At 44.7% G+C, this 16973-nt stretch carries 13 protein-coding genes, 2 tRNA genes and 2 pseudogenes; 11 read left to right on the top strand and 6 right to left on the bottom strand.

The window, feature by feature from the left end; genetic code table 11:
- Positions 1-36: 36 nt before the first annotated feature.
- A complete protein-coding gene (locus A6J60_RS06725; protein ID WP_096065297.1) occupies positions 37-600 on the bottom strand; it encodes a YqgE/AlgH family protein in 564 nt (187 codons plus the stop codon).
- 263 nt (positions 601-863) lie between these two features.
- Positions 864-2594: a DNA repair protein RecN gene (gene recN / locus A6J60_RS06720; RefSeq protein ID WP_096065296.1), complete on the bottom strand. Its 1731-nt coding sequence runs from the start codon at positions 2592-2594 to the stop codon at positions 864-866.
- A 308-nt stretch (positions 2595-2902) separates the two neighbouring features.
- Between recN and A6J60_RS06715 the strand changes: the two genes are divergently transcribed.
- Positions 2903-3238 carry a pyrimidine/purine nucleoside phosphorylase gene (locus A6J60_RS06715; RefSeq protein ID WP_096065295.1) on the top strand — a complete coding sequence of 112 codons (336 nt, stop codon included), beginning with the start codon at positions 2903-2905 and terminating at the stop codon, positions 3236-3238.
- 258 nt (positions 3239-3496) lie between these two features.
- Positions 3497-4285, top strand: a complete 789-nt coding sequence (rlmB, locus tag A6J60_RS06710; RefSeq protein ID WP_096065294.1) for a 23S rRNA (guanosine(2251)-2'-O)-methyltransferase RlmB — start codon at positions 3497-3499, stop codon at positions 4283-4285.
- 160 nt (positions 4286-4445) lie between these two features.
- Here the strand turns inward: rlmB and coaE are convergent, their stop codons facing one another.
- From coaE to A6J60_RS06690, 4 genes are all read right to left on the bottom strand, one after another.
- Positions 4446-5141 carry a dephospho-CoA kinase gene (coaE, locus tag A6J60_RS06705; RefSeq protein WP_096065293.1) on the bottom strand — a complete coding sequence of 232 codons (696 nt, stop codon included), beginning with the start codon at positions 5139-5141 and terminating at the stop codon, positions 4446-4448.
- 169 nt (positions 5142-5310) lie between these two features.
- On the bottom strand, positions 5311-6186 hold the full coding sequence (locus tag A6J60_RS06700; protein WP_096065292.1) for a prepilin peptidase: 876 nt from the start codon (positions 6184-6186) through the stop codon (positions 5311-5313).
- Positions 6187-6284: 98 nt separating this feature from the next.
- The gene (locus A6J60_RS06695; protein WP_096065291.1) at positions 6285-7508 is read right to left on the bottom strand and encodes a type II secretion system F family protein; all 1224 of its coding nucleotides are present in this window, start codon (positions 7506-7508) and stop codon (positions 6285-6287) included.
- Positions 7509-7602: 94 nt separating this feature from the next.
- Positions 7603-9129: a GspE/PulE family protein gene (locus tag A6J60_RS06690; protein WP_096065290.1), complete on the bottom strand. Its 1527-nt coding sequence runs from the start codon at positions 9127-9129 to the stop codon at positions 7603-7605.
- A gap of 217 nt (positions 9130-9346) precedes the next feature.
- Here A6J60_RS06690 and tpiA point away from each other — a divergent pair, with 217 nt between their 5' ends.
- From tpiA to A6J60_RS06650, 9 genes and pseudogenes are all read left to right on the top strand, one after another.
- On the top strand, positions 9347-10168 hold the full coding sequence (gene tpiA / locus A6J60_RS06685; protein WP_096065289.1) for a triose-phosphate isomerase: 822 nt from the start codon (positions 9347-9349) through the stop codon (positions 10166-10168).
- Positions 10169-10219: 51 nt separating this feature from the next.
- A pseudogene (gene secG / locus A6J60_RS13730) lies at positions 10220-10423 on the top strand (preprotein translocase subunit SecG); the annotation flags it as partial.
- Between the two features lie 53 nt (positions 10424-10476).
- Positions 10477-10539 (top strand): annotated as a pseudogene (locus tag A6J60_RS13725) (hypothetical protein); the annotation flags it as partial.
- Positions 10540-10845: 306 nt separating this feature from the next.
- Positions 10846-10930: transfer RNA gene (locus tag A6J60_RS06675), tRNA-Leu, on the top strand.
- A gap of 281 nt (positions 10931-11211) precedes the next feature.
- Positions 11212-11288 (top strand) — tRNA-Met (locus A6J60_RS06670).
- Between the two features lie 156 nt (positions 11289-11444).
- Positions 11445-11945 carry a ribosome maturation factor RimP gene (gene rimP, locus A6J60_RS06665; protein ID WP_096065287.1) on the top strand — a complete coding sequence of 167 codons (501 nt, stop codon included), beginning with the start codon at positions 11445-11447 and terminating at the stop codon, positions 11943-11945.
- A gap of 215 nt (positions 11946-12160) precedes the next feature.
- Positions 12161-13648 (top strand): transcription termination factor NusA, encoded by a 1488-nt coding sequence (gene nusA, locus A6J60_RS06660; protein ID WP_096065286.1) that lies wholly within the window; start codon positions 12161-12163, stop codon positions 13646-13648.
- Between the two features lie 17 nt (positions 13649-13665).
- On the top strand, positions 13666-16383 hold the full coding sequence (infB, locus tag A6J60_RS06655) for a translation initiation factor IF-2 (protein WP_096065285.1): 2718 nt from the start codon (positions 13666-13668) through the stop codon (positions 16381-16383).
- A gap of 170 nt (positions 16384-16553) precedes the next feature.
- Positions 16554-16970, top strand: a complete 417-nt coding sequence (locus tag A6J60_RS06650; RefSeq protein WP_096065284.1) for a ribosome-binding factor A — start codon at positions 16554-16556, stop codon at positions 16968-16970.
- Positions 16971-16973: the final 3 nt, after the last annotated feature.

Below are 16973 nucleotides of genomic sequence, written 5' to 3'. Positions count from 1 at the left end.
CGCTATCCGTTATTTCCTATTAGGCATGGCTTCTTATTAGGCGTGACCAATATCATCGCTTAGAAAGTTAAAATCAACCCCGATTTTATTGGCAGCAAGATGCCAACGCTCTTCAAAAGGTGCTTCAAATAGCAATGACAAGTCTGCAGGACACACCAACCAATCCCCTTGAGAAATCTCTCGTTCTAATTGACCTTTGGTCCAGCTGGCATGGCCTAGGCATAAGTAGTAGTGCTCAACCCCTTGGCCTTCAGCAATGCGATGTAAAATGTCTTTACTGGTGGTGATACACACGTTTTCTGAGATAGCAAAAGAAGACGCCCAAGTCGGCTGTCCAGTGTGTAACACGAAGCCTACCTCAGGAAAGACAGGACCGCCTTCTAAAGCAACATCTTCCATCACTGAGTCGTCTTCGACTTCAATGTCCAAGCCTTCTAGCAAACTGGGCACTTTTGTATCTAGTATCGGCTTATTAACAATCAAGCCCAGCACCCCATGTTTGTCATGGCGACAGATATAGATCAGGCTTTGTGCAAAGCGATCGTCTGGCATGCTCGGCGCAGCAATTAAGAAGTGATGGGTCAGGTTATTCAGGGTCATAGACAATGTCAGCTTAAGGTTGCGAGGTTATCAGATTAGATGAATATCAGGTTAAATATTGAAAAGGCGTGACTATAGTATGGGGTTAATCCACAGATAAGCAAGTTATGCCGGCGATAACGCGATAGTAGTCATGCTAACTGGATTAAGTTAAGCAGCTTATGCCGGCTAGATACTCTATACACTCTATATCTTCTATAAAAATATTATCTATATAAAAGATAAGCGCTATGGTTTTGAGTTCAGTGTAATAGCGGCGTCACCTATTTGGAGACATCCGCTAACAGGCTGCGCGCATGCTCACGTGTGATTTCGGTGATATTAACCCCACCTGACATACGTGCCAGCTCATCCACTTGTGCATCGCCGCTAATAATGTCAATTTGACTGCGCGTTTGGCCCTCTTCGGTGTCATGATGTTTTTGCACCAAAATGTGCTGATGCGCTTGAGCGGCAACCTGAGCTTGGTGAGTAATGGCCAATAGTTGGCGATGGCTGCCCAATTGTCGAAGCAGTTCACCAACCACTTGCGCAGTACCACCACTGATACCCACATCTACTTCATCGAATACCAGCATTGGCTCAGCCGCTTCAGGTTGATCTTTCGCTTTGTCTTGACTGGCATGAGTAGCGAGCAGCACTTGCATCACCAATGCCATACGTGACAGTTCACCGCCTGAGGCGATTTTGTATAGCGGCTGCATTGGCACACCGACGTTGGCACTGAACATTAATTCAATGTCATGTAAACCTTGCGCGTTATAGTTGTCGGGTTGTTTTTTCTCAAACACAAACTCACAGCGCGCATTCGGCAAGGCCAATGGCTGTAATTGTGCGACCAACTGCTGGCCAATATCAGGCGCAACATCTTGACGCGCCTGATCTAGCTTATCTGCCACAGTGATAAATTCAGCCCAAGCATCTTTAATTTGACCTTCTAATACCTCGGAGGTTGGCTGATTAACCAACTCATCAAGCTCTTGTTGCCATAAGTTGGCCTCTTCAACCAGATGTGAGGCGGGCAGGCCATGTTTGCGTGACAGACGATGGCCCAAGCTGATTAAGTTATTAAGCTCTTCAAGGCGCTCAGGATCAGGCAGCTGCTGCTCAGCATAATCAGTGAGTAGCCCTGTGGCTTCACTGACATACTGCTGTGCTAAGTGCAACGCTTCGCTGGCTTGACTAAAAGTAGCGCTCACTGAAGACTGATTGTCACACAAGCGAATGGCACGGCCCAATAAATCCATCGCATCGGGCTCATCACTGTCATTGTCGAGTAATTGCACCGCATGACTGGCCTCAAGCATTAACGCTTCTAAGTTAGACAGCTCGTCATGTTCCGCTTCTATCTGCTCATAATCAACCGCCAGTAAGGGTGCGATGTCTGCCAGCTGACTGGTTAACAGCTCAATACGGTCATTGCGATGCGCTTCTTTGGCAGCGATATCGTCTGCTTGGCGTTTAAGCTTTTGATAGGTTTTGTAGGCTTGTTCTGTTTGCTGCGCCAGTGGCTGAAGACCGGCAATACTGTCTAGCCATTGCACCACAAAAGAGGGCTTTAACAGTGCTTGCTGTGCATGTTGGCTGTGAATATTAACCAGCAGGCTGCCCAGCTCTTTAAGTTCATTCAGACTAACTGGCGTGCCGTTTAACCATGCTTTGGATCGGCCATTACTGCTTAGCTGGCGTCGAATGAGAATATCACCATCAAGCTCGCGCTCATGCCGGGCAAACCAATCTTCAATCGAGGTTAAGCGCTGATTATTAGGCTCAGATAAGGCATTAAAATCGAACTGAGCATAAATGTCAGCATGTTCAGTGCCGTGACGTACCATACTGGTATCAGCACGCCCGCCAATACATAAGGAGAGGGCGTCGAGCAACAAGGATTTACCCGCGCCAGTTTCTCCAGTAATCACATTAAAACCATCGTAAAAAGTCAGCTCATGATGGGTAATCAAGGCAAAATTTTTCAGTGTTAGCGAAGTTAGCATCAGCTCTCTCAAAGTGGTGTGTTTGATGGTGTATTAGAGGTTTAAAAACACAAAAAAACGGATAAAATAAACGATGAAATCAATAATTGTATCGTATCGCCATGCCAGGGTAAAAGCAAACATTGCTCATCTTTTCTGAAAAAAATCACCTGTGTTATAAAAAAAGATTGGTTGCTACAATTATTTCAGCAATAATGTGGTAGGATTGAATAACAAAAAGTTGCATCAAAAAGTAGGGCTGTAAGTTTAGCGTCATCTGATTTTCGCCCATGGATATTATAAAAATAGACTAAATTGAGGAAGTCATCATGCCGACGACGACTTATGATCAAGTTTCTGTTGTAAAAAAAGCGACCATTTCATATGATGGCCGTTGTAGTAGTCACACCGTTCTGTTTGAAGATGGTAGCAAAAAGATGCTTGGTGTTATTTTGCCGTGTGATGAAAGCGTGCATGAGTATGAGTTTGCGACCCATACTTCTGAGCGTATGGAAATTATCAGTGGTGAGTGTGAAGTTAAAATCACCGGGGAGGAGGAGTATAGCTATTATCGTGCCGGCCAAGCGTTTTTAGTGGCAGGCGATAGTGGGTTTTCTTTACGTACTGACCAAATTGTACAGTACGTTTGCCATCTTGAAGGCTAGTACGTTTTAATAAGTTCACAGCTTAATCAGCCAATAGGTGTTTTGTACACCAGTGGCTCAAAAGACCAAAAGTGGGTGCATCACAAAGACGGCATCTGACTTTTGGTCTTTTTGTGTTTTTCAGGTTCGGTTTATTAGCTTTGGCTTATTGTTTTTTGATAGTGAGAGGCTGGTCGATCAGTACGACACTGATAGTGGTCTGATTTTTAATATATAATAGCCATTAATTAATACATTATTTATTTGAAAGGTTGTTTTATGGCTAAGCCCGTTTACTTTTATGGCATTCATGCGGTGCATGCGTTGTTGTCACATCGTCCGACCGATGCAATGGCGTTATTTGTGCAACAAGGCCGCGATACAAAAGCCAGCAGTGAGCCTGCTCAAGATGGGGTAGAGACCAGCTATGAAGAAATTTTGCAACTGGCCGAACAGATGGGCGTCAGTGTGCAACAGGCCAGCCGAGACAAACTAACTGCCTTGTGTGGTAGTCCACAGCATCAAGGGGTGGTGGTACATGCTCGTCCATTGGCTATGGCCGATGAGGGCGAATTGGCGACACTAGCTAAAGCTGATCAGGCTTTATTTTTGATACTAGATCAAGTTACCGATGCGCACAATTTAGGGGCTTGTTTGCGAACGGCAGCAGCCATGGGCGTTGATGCGGTGATTTGCCCCAAACACCATTCGGCCAGCTTAACCCCAACAGTGGCCAAGGTTTCGGTCGGTGCGATGGAGATCATGCCAGTGATTGCCGCGACCAACTTGGCACGTTGTATTGAAAACTTAAAGCAAGCTGGCGTGTTTGTTTACGGTACGGCGTTAGAGGTTGATGCGAAGCCGATCAGTGAGGTTGATTTGACCGGTAAGGTTGCTTTAATCATGGGCTCAGAGGGAGATGGCATGCGCCGTCTGACAGCTGAGCGCTGTGATGAGCTGGTGTATATTCCAATGACTGGCAATAAGCATGGCTCACTACAAAGCTTAAATGTGAGCGTGGCGACTGGCATGGTACTGTATGAGGCTAGCCGTCAACGTCAAGCTTAAGCTCAAGGTCAAGTTTAGTATTGATGTTATTATTAATGCTAACCTGAGCGTTAATAAAAATCACTCAATAAAAATATACCCAATAAAAAAGGCACAATTATTTGCCTTTTTTATTGGGTGTTTTTTAATGCGTGTTGGTTTGATAGCAGCCTGTTGCAGATTATATCTTTTTTAAAACTAGATAGTTGTCATGCAGCGGCTTTAATTGTTCATATAAGGCCTGTAAATCACCATTATTAGAGACTACATCATCGGCTTGATCAACCCGATCTTGTCTTGACAGTTGATTGGCCATAATGGCCTTAATCTTTTCCACACTTTGGGTGTCACGGCGACTGGCGCGCTCAATCTGAGTCGCTTCATCGGCATCGACTACCAATACGCGGTCACATAAAGATACCAGACCAGCTTCATTGCCTTCTAATAATAAAGGCGCAGACAAAATCACATAAGGCGACTTGGCTTCGCTGAGCTGCTTTTTAATCTCTTGGCGAATGGCTGGATGCGTAATCGACTCTAGAGTTAATAAATCCTCATCATTGGCAAAAACATGCTCACGTACCGCACGTCGATTCATCTCACCAGACTCATCAATGACCCAGTCTCCCAAGGCTTCAGCCAGCTTTTGTAAGGTTGGGCTGCCTTTGTGCATGATTTGATGACCAACGATGTCGGCATCAACGATATCAATACCTTGCTCTGCAAACCATTCAGAAACGGCGGTTTTACCACTGCCAATGCCGCCAGTTAAGCCGATGATTGGCTTATCTGAGTGAAAGCGCTGAAACTTTTGTGGCGGGCTAATGTCATCTAGATGACTGGAGTCTGAGCCGTATGCAGAGTGTGAGTGCGTCATATCAATACCTTTAAAACAGAAGTTATACCCGTTTTGAAAATGTTACCAAGCCTGCCGCATCAGAGTGTGGCAGGTTGCAAAAACGGTATGCGTTGATTGAACGAGATGCTTTATCGCTAGCCTGTCATTGCTGGTGTATAAAGTCAGTATTTATAATGAATTCAATGAACTACAGTAGCGGATTGCCATACAGTAAGGCCAGTATGCCGGCGATAGCCAGATAAGGGCCGAAAGCAAAGGGTCGGCTTTCACCGTATTTTCGCAATAGTATAATACCAATAATAGAACCGAGGAGTGAAGATAGCAAGATAATAAACGGTAACATCCAAGCACCCAGCCAAGCACCTAGTGCTGCCAATAGCTTAAAGTCGCCTTGTCCCATACCTTGTTTTTTTGTGAATAAGTAAAACAGCTGCACCACACTCCACAAGCTTAGATAGCCGATTAATAGCCCCCAAATAGATTCAGAGGGCGTTACAAACCAACCCTGACTATTTACCGCCAGCCCCAATCCTGCTAAAGGAAAGGTCAATTTATCGGGTAAAAACTGGCTGTCAAAATCAATTAAGGCCAATGCCAATAGTATCCACACAAACAACAGCGCCGCCATGCTCGTGACACTCACGCCAAGTAGATGGATGACCAACATTGATAATAGGGCACAGCTGATTTCAACCAGTGGATAACGTATGCTAATAGGCGCTTGGCAGTAGGCACAGCGACCTTTTAATGCCAGCCAACTGATGATAGGGATATTGTGATACCAGTTAACCGCTGATTGACACTGTGGGCAGTGAGAAGCCGGTGTCGATAACGATAGCGCAGGCGAGGGTTGTACAATCTTTGCAATGGGCTCAATCAAGCTGCTTGGAATATCGGACTGAGACTGTAACAGCTGCACTGAGCTAATAAGCCACTGCTGCCACATCATCAGTGGGGTGCGATAAACAACCACGTTTAAAAAGCTGCCCACGCACAATCCAATCAGCCCAAACAGTATCAGCGCCATAGGATGGTGGTGTTGCAAAAGTTGCCAGAGGTGCATTATTAGCCTTAATCGGTCGTCATTAATGGATAGTCACTAATGAATAGTCATTTAAATCAAGATTAGCAGTTGCATTTTTCTAGCTTAAAGCGCAGCCATTAACTGATAACAGAGCCCATTTGAAAAATAGGCAAGTACATGGCTATCACCAAGCCGCCAACAAGCACGCCAAGTATGACCATAATCACCGGCTCTAGCAAGCTGGTTAAGCCATCAATGCTTTGCTCCACTTGCGCTTCATAATGCTGAGCGACCTTGTCTAACATCTCATCTAAGCTGCCGGATTCCTCACCGATGCTCACCATCTGAACAGCCAGTGCTGGGAACAGTTGGCTGCTACGCATCGCAGCGTGCAATTGATGTCCTTTGGTGACTTCCGCTTTAAGCTGCTGCGTTGCTTGATAGTAGACATGATTGTTAGTCGCGGACGCTGTGGAGTGTAACGCATCAATCAGCGGCACACCAGCGGCAAAAGTGGTGGCTAAGGTGCGCGCAAAGCGGGCGATAATGGCTTGATAAGTGAGCTTGCCAAATATGGGGAGCTTTAATATGACTTTATCTAGGTAGTGGGCAAATTTTTGCTGGCGTTTGTGGGTTTGATACAGCGCAGTTGCAGCACATAGCATCAGTGTCAGCAGCACAATCCACCACTGGCGTACACCATTAGATAAAGAAACCACAGCTTGGGTAAATGCAGGAAGCTGTGCGTCAAATGATGCAAACAGGGTCTCGAAGACAGGTACTACCTTAATCAGTAAAATTAAACTAACTACCATGGCAACCACAATCACCGCTGCCGGATAGGTAAGTGCTTTTTTTATTTTTGCTTTTAACAGTTGGCTCTTTTCCTTATAAGTGGCCATGCGCTCTAACATGGTCTCGAGTGTGCCCGATTGCTCACCGGCATCGATTAAGGCGCAAAATAGAGCATCAAAGCGCTTGGGGTGCTTGCTTAATACTGCAGCGAACGGCGTGCCAGACTCAACGTCTGCTTTAATCTGTAAAACCAACTGTTTCATGGCTGGCTTGTCGAGCGACTCTGCAATAATAATGAATGATTGTACCAATGGAATACCGGCTTTAATTAAAGCGGCCAGCTGACGCACAAATAAGGTGATATCTAAAGCGTTGATCTTTTTTTCAATGACCAATAGCGGTTTCGGTTTGCGGCGAATCTTAATCGGGGTGATGCCTTGCTTACGCAATAAGGCTTTGGCAAACTGCATGTTTTGACCGGTGAGCTCGCCCTTAATGCTCTCTCCTGACGAGTCAGTCCCTGTATACACAAAGGTCTGGGTCAGGGTAGTGCTTGCTTTGGCCATGTTAGATCCTTTGGGTTACCTTTGGATTAATAGTTCCTTTCTATTGCTTTTTTCGATAGCTTATTTCGACAGCTTCTTGCGATGGGCGGGTTAATTAGTCTGCGGTGACTCGATACATTTCCTGCACACTAATCACGCCTTGTAATACTTTTAGTATTGCTGCTTGGCGTAAGTCAAAAAAGCCGTCTGTTGTCGCCGCTGCTTTGATATCAATAGCGTTGCCGCCTTGCATGATAATTTGTGCCAACCGCTCATCCATCTTAATCACCTCAAAAATACCAACCCGTCCTTTATAGCCTTGATGGCATTGATCACAACCAACCGCTTCATAAATACTGGGCGCACAATCTGACTCTGCACCAGTGGCTAGCCCCATTTCTATCAGGCTGGCATGAGGAATGATCGCTGGCTTTTTGCATACAGGGCACAAGCGTCTGGCCAAGCGCTGAGCGACAACCAAGCTAATAGACGTGGCGATGTTAAAGTAGGGCACACCCATATGGTGCAGGCGGGTTAAGGTTTCTGCGGCAGAGTTGGTATGTAGAGTGGACAGCACCAAATGGCCTGTTTGTGAGGCTTTAATCACAGTGTCGGCGGTTTCCAAATCTCGGATTTCACCAACCATAATGATGTCTGGGTCTTGACGCAAAAAGGACTTCAGCGCGGTAGCAAAGGTTAAACCAACTTTGTGATTGACGTTGACCTGATTAATGCCGGCGAGATTAATCTCTATGGGATCTTCGACACTGGAGATATTCACTTGTGGGGTGTTTAAGATATCAAGGCCAGTGTATAAAGATACCGTTTTGCCAGAGCCGGTAGGCCCAGTGATGAGAATAATGCCCTGTGGTTGATGCAAAGCTTCTAATAACAGCTGCTTTTGTAGCGGCTCAAAGCCCAAGTGATCAATACCGACCATTGATGATAAGGGGTCTATTACGCGCAGCACAATTTTTTCACCAAATAACGTAGGCAGTGAGTTAACGCGAAAGTCTATATTTCTGTGACTTTTTACAGCGCTGATTATAGTAGGGCTGCTTATAGACTGTTGATTGGCTTGAATATTTCTATTATTGGGGCTTTTATTATTTGGATGATGATCATTGGCTAAAGACAGTTTGATGCGGCCATCTTGCGGCAAGCGCCGTTCTGCAATATCCATTTGCGCCATAATCTTTAGACGTGCAGCGATGTTTAAATGCAAGCCAATATCAGGGCTGGCCACTTGTTGCATTAGCCCATCAATACGAAACCGAACCCGATAAAAGTGCTCATAAGGTTCAAAATGTAAGTCGGATGCGCCAAGCTCGATGGCTTGCTTGAGTAGTTTATCAACCAGCTGTACCACAGAGTCCGTTTCTGTAGAAGTGATAGACGTAGTCAAAGCAGAAGCTGTATTTAAATCAGAAGCGGTTTGATTGAGTGATGTGGATCTGGCGAGATTGGTTGAATTGCTTGAGGTAATCGAAGGGTTTGAGTTGTTGATATGGTTGGCGGTTTGGCGAATTGCTTGCGCAGTTAGTTGTGAGGTTGGCGGCTGTGAGGCAGACAGTTTAGCTTGCTGAGAGTGAGATGCAGCAGAGTTAGGATGTAATGGCGGCGACGGCCTGCGGTGTGGCATCAAACATCCTTGTTGAGTATCGTTGCCTTAGTAAAGCCTAAAACCACCGTTTAAACAACCTATTTTTTGGTTAACAAAAAATAAAGGCTAAATTTGTGTTGTCAGACTATGATATAATTTGGAGCTATTATTTTTTTAGCCAGACTAAAGTGTACTGAGTGCGCCTTGTCGCTGTTAGTCGCCTGGTTTTAATATTATTGACTATTGAGAGTGAGTTATGAAATCTTGGGTTATCGGAAACTGGAAACTGAATCCTGCCACAGTAGCCGCAGTAGATACGTTGGTGGATGACTTAATTGCAAAAACCACAAGCTCTCAAGCAGATTTAACGAGCCAGTGCCATTTAATGGTAGCACCCAGCTTTCTGCATCTAAACACAGTACAGCAAAAGATAGCAACCACACCTATTAAGTTAGCTAGTCAGGATGTGGCAAGCCTAAGTGCAACCACCGGCGCTTATACCGGTGATGTGTCTGCTGAGCAGCTACAAGATTTAGGTGTACAGTGGGCTATTATTGGTCACTCAGAGCGTCGTCAGTATTATCAAGAAGACAATGCAGTGCTGTTGCAAAAGCTATTACACAGCGCTGCGCAAGGCCTAGGCGTTATCCTATGTATCGGTGAGTCCGAAGCTGATTTTGATGCCGGCAACACCGAACAAGTACTGGCTGAGCAGCTAACAGTGATCGATAGCTTCTTGCAGCAATTAGACAGCGTCATCGATGCTGCCGAAGTGGACCAGTATATAACTGATAAGCTAATCATTGCTTACGAGCCAGTGTGGGCGATTGGTACCGGTAAAGTACCGAGTGTCGATGAGGTGACTGCTGTACATGGCTTTATTCGTCAGCGTTTGCAATCACTAAAAGCCAATCTAGATACCACGCCAATTATTTATGGCGGTAGCGTGAAGCCAGATAACGCAGCAAACTTTGCTGCATCTGAGCAGATCAATGGGGTATTGGTCGGTGGTGCTGCACTACAAGCGCAAAGCTTTATTGATATTGCGCAAGCATTTGCTAACAAAGTGGCCAATTAGGCTCAAATAAATTTCGTCTTTTAACTCTTAAGATTACAAGTAAGGCAAAGCATGTTTAACATTATTCTAGCCATTCACATTATTGTTGCTATTGCCATGATTGGGTTGATTCTAATTCAGCACGGTAAAGGCGCAGATGCTGGTGCCTCATTCGGAGCAGGCGCATCGGGTACCGTATTTGGTGCTGCAGGTAGTGCTAACTTTTTGACCCGTGCGACGGCAGTATTGGCAATCATCTTCTTTAGCACCAGCTTGACGTTGGCAGTACATGCACGCAAGCAGGCAGAAGGGCAGTATCAGTTAGATGTGCCGACAACTTCTCAAGCGCCGTTGACTGCGCCTGGTTCAACTGCACCAGCAACCACGCCTGATACCACAGCATCAGAGCCAGCCACTGCGCCTGAATAAAGGTTATGTTGATATAACTGTTTGATAAGTTAAAACTATAATAATCAATAGAACGGCCAACAGAGCAGATAGTAGGGTGCGGCTGATGGGTTGCACCTATATCAAAAGACGAGTAGAATGTGCCATCTGATTTAAACAAGTTGGCGTTATTAACTTGAGTTTCTCACACTTAGCACAATATATAAGTGTAGAAAGACAATACCTTGGTGGGTATCTCAGTATTGATAAGGCCTGTTTTGCACTGTGAAGCAGGGCACTTAGCAAGTAAAGCGATTGTGGTGGAATTGGTAGACACGCCATCTTGAGGGGGTGGTAGCGCAAGCTGTGAGGGTTCAAGTCCCTCCAATCGCACCAAATTTATATGAGATGTTGGATCTTACTAGCGTTTAAGTACTATATACATACTTAGCAAATAAGAGTCGCATAAATATAAATGGTTGGTATAACAGCAAAAAACTGTTATTATAGTTGAATACTTCGTCGTTATTAGACGAGTAGGTAGTAGGCGTATTATTTGTACAATATTATTTGCAACTATTGCTTGTGATACTGCAGTGAAAGATAAGTTTTTAATTTAATTGATTAAAGGCTTGACAGCAGTATAAGTTTTACATATAATAGTCAGCCTAGATTGATGCGGGGTGGAGCAGTCTGGTAGCTCGTCGGGCTCATAACCCGAAGGTCGTTGGTTCAAATCCAGCCCCCGCTACCATTTTTTATTATTGCAATCTTATATTTTTTTATTTAACCCACCAAATTGTTTGTGGGTTTTTTTGTATCTGTTATTTTTAAAACTGCTTGATATTCATTGGATAGTCATCATTAGCATTGATAATAGATACTTCTATATATGGACTAAAAACAAGTCATGAAGTTATCTAATAAAGTCGCTCAGTTAACTGATATTGTTGCACCAGCTGTGGCTGCTTGTGATGTAGCCCTATGGGGCGTGGAGTTTTTGCCGCAAGGTGGACGCTCGTTACTACGTATTTATATCGAAGCATTGCCAGAGCAAAAAGCAGCAGAAAAGCGTGTCACTATTGAAGATTGTGCTGCAGTCACTCACCAAGTTAGTGGTGTGTTAGAAGTGCATGATCCTATCGCTGGAGAGTATGTGCTAGAAGTGTCATCTCCTGGTTTGGATCGCCCATTTTTTGCAACTGAGCAAATGGCAGAATATATCGGTCAGACGATCAACCTACGCTTAATTAAGGCCGTGGGAGAAGGTGGTTCTAAACGTCGCAAGGTGACAGGTAAGCTTGAGCAGTTAACAGACAAGCAGTTATCGGTTGTGACAGCCGACGGTGAACAGTACGATATCGCACTGGATAATATTGATAAAGCCAACTTGGTTTATCAAGATATTTAAGTCATATATTTAGCGTTAATCGCTTAACTGTACGTTATTTAAGGTTATATTTCTTGAATGATGGCAGTTAAAATTACGATGACGCTAAAATGTCAGTAACACCGTCAAATCAAGGTAAATAAACGGAAGCATCATCGCTTTTAGGCCTAAGATAACAATAAATTTAATAATTTTTTTGCTACTTTAAATGATAAGTAGGCGAGGATAGGTGTGTAATGAGTCGAGAAATTTTAACGGTAGTCGAAACCGTCAGTAATGAAAAAGGCCTAAATCCAGAAGATATCTTTGAAGCTATCGAAGAGGCTTTGGTCGTTTCTACTAAGAAAAAAGTTTATACTGATCAACCAGAAGTTGCTGTACGTGTTGAGATTGACCGTAATACAGGCGACTACGATACATATCGCTATTGGACAGTCGTTGCGGACGAAGATCATGAGATGCCAGCGTGTCAGTTGGCCATCAGTGATTTAGACCCAGACGAGTGGGCAATTGGTGATGTTAAAGAAGAACAGATCGAATCGATTGATTTTGGTCGTATTGCTGCCACTCAGGCTAAGCAAGTGATCATTCAGAAGATTCGTGAAGCAGAGCGTGCATTAACTGCCGATGCCTTCGAGCCAAGAATTGGTGAGATGATGTATGGTGAAGTTAAAAAGCAAACCCGTGATGGCTATATCGTTGATTTAGGCGATAATGCTGAAGGTTATTTGTCTCGCGATCAAATGTTACCGCGTGAACAACTACGCGTTAAGTCACGTGTGAATGCCATCTTGTATCACGTAAACCGTGACAACCGTGGCGCACAGCTTCTTTTATCACGCACCAGCCCAGAAATGCTGATTGCACTGATGAACAAAGAAGTGCCTGAAATTAATGAGCAAATCATTGAAATTCGTGATGTCGCGCGTCAACCTGGCGTTCGTGCTAAAATATCAGTGAAAACCAATGATCATCGCATTGACCCAGTCGGTGCTTGTATTGGTATGCGCGGTACCCGTATTCAAGCGGTTCAATCCGAGCTTGATGGCGAGCGCATTGATGTGATCGTCTGGTCAGATGATCCTGCCCAGTACATCATCAGTGCCTTGGAACCAGCCGATGTAAATAGTATCATTCTAGATGAAGATGCTAAAACTGCGGATATTATCTTTACCGCAAATGATCAGTTGGCGCGTGCCATTGGTGCACAAGGTCAAAACGTTCGTTTGGCCTCTGAGCTAACCGGCTATAAACTGAACATGATGCTTGAGGCGGAATACCTTGAGCGACAACAAAATGAAACAAAAGCCTATCTTGAGCTGTTCTACAATCGCCTTGAAGTGGATGAAGACTTAGCACAAGCGTTAGTTGACGTAGGCTTTACCAGTATTGAAGAAGTGGCTTATGTGCCAGTCGAAACCTTCTATGACATTGAAGGTCTTGATGACGAAGCGATTGAAATGATTCAAGAGCGAGCAAAAGATGTAGTCATTGCTGATGAACTGGTGAAACAGCAAAATATGAAAGAGCCAAGCGAAGAGTTGCTGACAATGGAAGGCATGACGACCGATTGGGCGTACAAGCTGGCTCAACGTGACATTATCACGTTAGATGATTTGGCCGAACAAGCGGTGTTTGATCTTGAAGACATTGAAGGTCTTGATGAAAAAACCGCCGGCGAACTCATTATGAAAGCACGTGAATCTTGGTTTAATGAAGAATAATAAATAGGTGACTATAAATGGCAGATAAGACCGTCAAAGAATTAGCAGACATGGTAAGCAAGACAGTCAGTGCAGTACAAAAGCAACTGACTGATGCTGGGCTGCCTGCTCGTGGCGAGGATGACCTGGTCACCGAGCTTGAGCAAGAACAGTTAGTAGCATACTTAAAACAATCGCATGGACAAAAAGAGAAGCGTCGTATTAGCTTGAAATCTAAAACGACCAGTACCGCTCGTGTGACCGGCTCATCGGGCAAGTCTAAGAGCGTTAATGTAGAAGTGCGTAAGAAAAAAGTATTTGAAAAGCCAGACCCTACCAAACTGGCTGAAGAAATTGCCGCTCGTGAAAAAGCAGCCGCAGAAGCGAAACAACGCGCTGAGGAAGAAGCTAAAAAACGTGAGCAAGCTAAAAAAGAAGCAGAAGAACGTCAAGCAGCAACGCTGGCGGCTATGCGTGCTAACTTAGGTGGTGGCTCATCCTCAGGTGATACAAAAGAGGAAGTGTCGACTGTTGTTGTCAAAAAAGGCAGCAAAGCCGCTGCAGCAGCAAAAGAAGCGCCGAAGAAAAAAGTGGCACCGACTAAGCCAAAAGTTGAAACTGAAGCGGAGCGTAAAGCTCGCGAAGCTCGCGAAGCTGAAGAAGAACGCTTACGTCAAATTGAAGCTGAAACCCGCCGTAAACAAGCAGAAGAAGCTCAGAAGAAAACACTTGAGCAAATGCGCAAAATGGCAGGTAAGTACGAAGATAAAGAGCCTGTTGCTGAAGTGCGTAAAGACGAACCATTGGCCGAAGGTCTGGTTGGTGAAGCACTAGAAGAATCTTTTGAAAAAGAACGTCGCGAAATTAAGCGTGGTTCTTCAGGCACCGCAACACGTGGTCGCCGTCGTAAAGGCCAGGAAGAGCGCGAAATTCGTAACCGAAAACATGGTCTAAAATCAACACAAGCCTCTCAGCATAAGTTTGAAAAACCAGTTGAGAAAATTGTGCATGATGTTGAAATCCCAGAACATATCGTTGTTTCAGATCTGGCTCAGCGCATGGCAGTTAAAGCACGTGAAGTGACTAAACTGTTAATGAAAATGGGCGAGATTGTCAGTGCTGATGAAGCAATCGACCAAGCAACGGCCAGCTTAATCGTTGAAGAGATGGGTCACAACCCTGTACCGGTTAGCGATACTAAAGTTGAAGACGACTTACAAGAAGCGGTAGAAGAGCGCCGCAGTAATGTTCAAGCGCGTCCGCCAGTAGTGACTATTATGGGTCACGTTGACCATGGTAAGACCTCACTACTTGATAAGATTCGTGAGACCAAAGTGGCAACCGGTGAAGCCGGCGGTATTACTCAGCACATTGGTGCTTACCATGTGAAAACTGAGCGTGGCGTGATTACATTCCTAGATACCCCAGGTCACGCAGCGTTTACCGCAATGCGTTCACGTGGTGCTCAGGCGACTGATATCGTAGTGTTAGTGGTTGCTGCTGATGATGGTATGATGCCACAAACTGAAGAAGCGATCGATCACGCTCGTGCATCAGGTACACCAATCATTGTTGCTATCAACAAGATGGATAAGAGCACAGCCGATCCTGACCGTGTATTAAATGACCTAACCACTAAAGAAGTAGTTACCGAAGAGTGGGGCGGTGATACGCCAGTTGCTAAGATCTCTGCTAAGACCGGTGAAGGTATTGATGAGCTATTAGAGCTAATCAACTTACAAGCTGAGCTTATGGAGCTTGAAGCGCCAACTGACGGTGCTGCTCAAGGTGTGGTTATTGAATCACGTCTAGAAAAAGGCCGTGGTGCTGTTGCTAGCCTATTAGTTAAGAAAGGTACTCTGAACCAAGGTGACTTAGTACTGGCCGGTGAATTCTACGGTAAAGTACGTGCTATGAATGATGAGACAGGCAAACGTATTAAGTCAGCCGGTCCATCTATCCCAGTTGAGATCTTAGGTCTTCCTGATACCCCAGCGTCTGGTAGCGAATTCTTAGTGGTTTCTGATGAGAAGAAAGCACGTGAAGTTGCTGAGTTCCGCGCCAATCGTGAGCGTGAGCAACAGCTTGAGCGTCAGAACAAGATGCGCCTAGAGTCTATGTTCGAGCAGATGGGTCAAGACGACTTGTCTTACTTGAACATCATCTTAAAAACAGACGTTCGTGGTACGCTAGAAGCGTTATTGGCTGCCCTAAATGAGCTGTCAACTGATGAAGTAAAAGTAAAAGTCATCAGCTCAGGTGTGGGTCCAATTGCAGAGTCAGACGTGACTTTAGCCGAATCAAGCGAAGCTGTGCTACTAGGCTTTAACGTTCGTGCAGACAATGCTGCCAAACGTAAAGCAGATGAAGCCGGTATCGATATTCGCTATTACAGCGTTATCTATGGCCTAATCGATGATGTGAAAGCGGCAATGAGTGGTATGTTGTCACCTGAACATCGCGAGAAGATCTTGGGTATTGCTGAAGTACGTGATGTATTCCGCTCAAGTAAGTTTGGTGCAGCTGCCGGTTGTATGGTGGTTGAAGGCACAATCTATCGCAACAAGTCTATCCGTGTACTACGTGATGACAAAGTTGTGTTCACCGGTAACTTACAATCACTACGTCGCTATAAAGACGATGTGAACGAAGTAAGATCTGGTATGGAATGTGGTCTGGCCGTTCGTGGCTATGACGTTGAAGTTGGCGATAAGATTGAAGTCTTTGAAATCCAAGAAATTCAACGCACCATCTAAGCGCTAATTATTGTTGTCAAAGACCTATCAGGTCATCCTGTTAGGTCTTTTTTTATCAGTACGGTTTTTATCTATACTGTATTCTATAACGATTACCCTCTATTATTGTCATCGATTATTAAGCATAAAAGTTAAGCACAAAAGTCTTAATAATTTGTAAGGAAAATACCATGAACCAACGTTTACAACGCTTGGGCGATCAAATTCAACGCGAGCTTGCGGTTTTAATCCGTGATGCTATTAATGACCCACGTTTGACTGGTTTTGTGACCATCTCTAGCGTCAAGGTCAGTCCTGACTTAGGATATGCAGATATCTATGTCACCATCATGGAGCCTGAGCTTAATGATGCCATGAGCAAGCATAGCCATGAAGGCAGCATGCAGGTATTGAACAATGCGGCTGGATTTTTGCGCACTGAGCTAAGCCACAGTTTAAAAACCCGCACCACACCACGTCTTAGATTTCACTATGATGAAGTGACGGCCCGTGGTAACTATATGATGGACTTAATCAATAAAGCAGTGACTAAGTCTGAGCAAACATCAGGCGATAAAACGGCTGAAGACGACAGCGAAAACGACTAGATA

This window comes from Psychrobacter sp. FDAARGOS_221, from assembly GCF_002313155.2.
Lineage (GTDB): Bacteria > Pseudomonadota > Gammaproteobacteria > Pseudomonadales > Moraxellaceae > Psychrobacter.
This window is presented reverse-complemented; position numbering and strand designations above follow the sequence as displayed.

Excerpts from the sequence above, each read along its gene's own strand:
- A6J60_RS06725 (WP_096065297.1), bottom strand. The coding sequence starts at position 600 with ATGACCCTGAATAACCTGACCCATCACTTCTTAATTGCTGCGCCGAGC.
- recN (WP_096065296.1), bottom strand. The coding sequence starts at position 2,594 with ATGCTAACTTCGCTAACACTGAAAAATTTTGCCTTGATTACCCATCAT.
- A6J60_RS06715 (WP_096065295.1), top strand. The coding sequence starts at position 2,903 with ATGCCGACGACGACTTATGATCAAGTTTCTGTTGTAAAAAAAGCGACC.
- rlmB (WP_096065294.1), top strand. The coding sequence starts at position 3,497 with ATGGCTAAGCCCGTTTACTTTTATGGCATTCATGCGGTGCATGCGTTG.
- coaE (WP_096065293.1), bottom strand. The coding sequence starts at position 5,141 with ATGACGCACTCACACTCTGCATACGGCTCAGACTCCAGTCATCTAGAT.
- A6J60_RS06700 (WP_096065292.1), bottom strand. The coding sequence starts at position 6,186 with ATGCACCTCTGGCAACTTTTGCAACACCACCATCCTATGGCGCTGATA.
- A6J60_RS06695 (WP_096065291.1), bottom strand. The coding sequence starts at position 7,508 with ATGGCCAAAGCAAGCACTACCCTGACCCAGACCTTTGTGTATACAGGG.
- A6J60_RS06690 (WP_096065290.1), bottom strand. The coding sequence starts at position 9,129 with ATGCCACACCGCAGGCCGTCGCCGCCATTACATCCTAACTCTGCTGCA.
- tpiA (WP_096065289.1), top strand. The coding sequence starts at position 9,347 with ATGAAATCTTGGGTTATCGGAAACTGGAAACTGAATCCTGCCACAGTA.
- rimP (WP_096065287.1), top strand. The coding sequence starts at position 11,445 with ATGAAGTTATCTAATAAAGTCGCTCAGTTAACTGATATTGTTGCACCA.
- nusA (WP_096065286.1), top strand. The coding sequence starts at position 12,161 with ATGAGTCGAGAAATTTTAACGGTAGTCGAAACCGTCAGTAATGAAAAA.
- infB (WP_096065285.1), top strand. The coding sequence starts at position 13,666 with ATGGCAGATAAGACCGTCAAAGAATTAGCAGACATGGTAAGCAAGACA.
- A6J60_RS06650 (WP_096065284.1), top strand. The coding sequence starts at position 16,554 with ATGAACCAACGTTTACAACGCTTGGGCGATCAAATTCAACGCGAGCTT.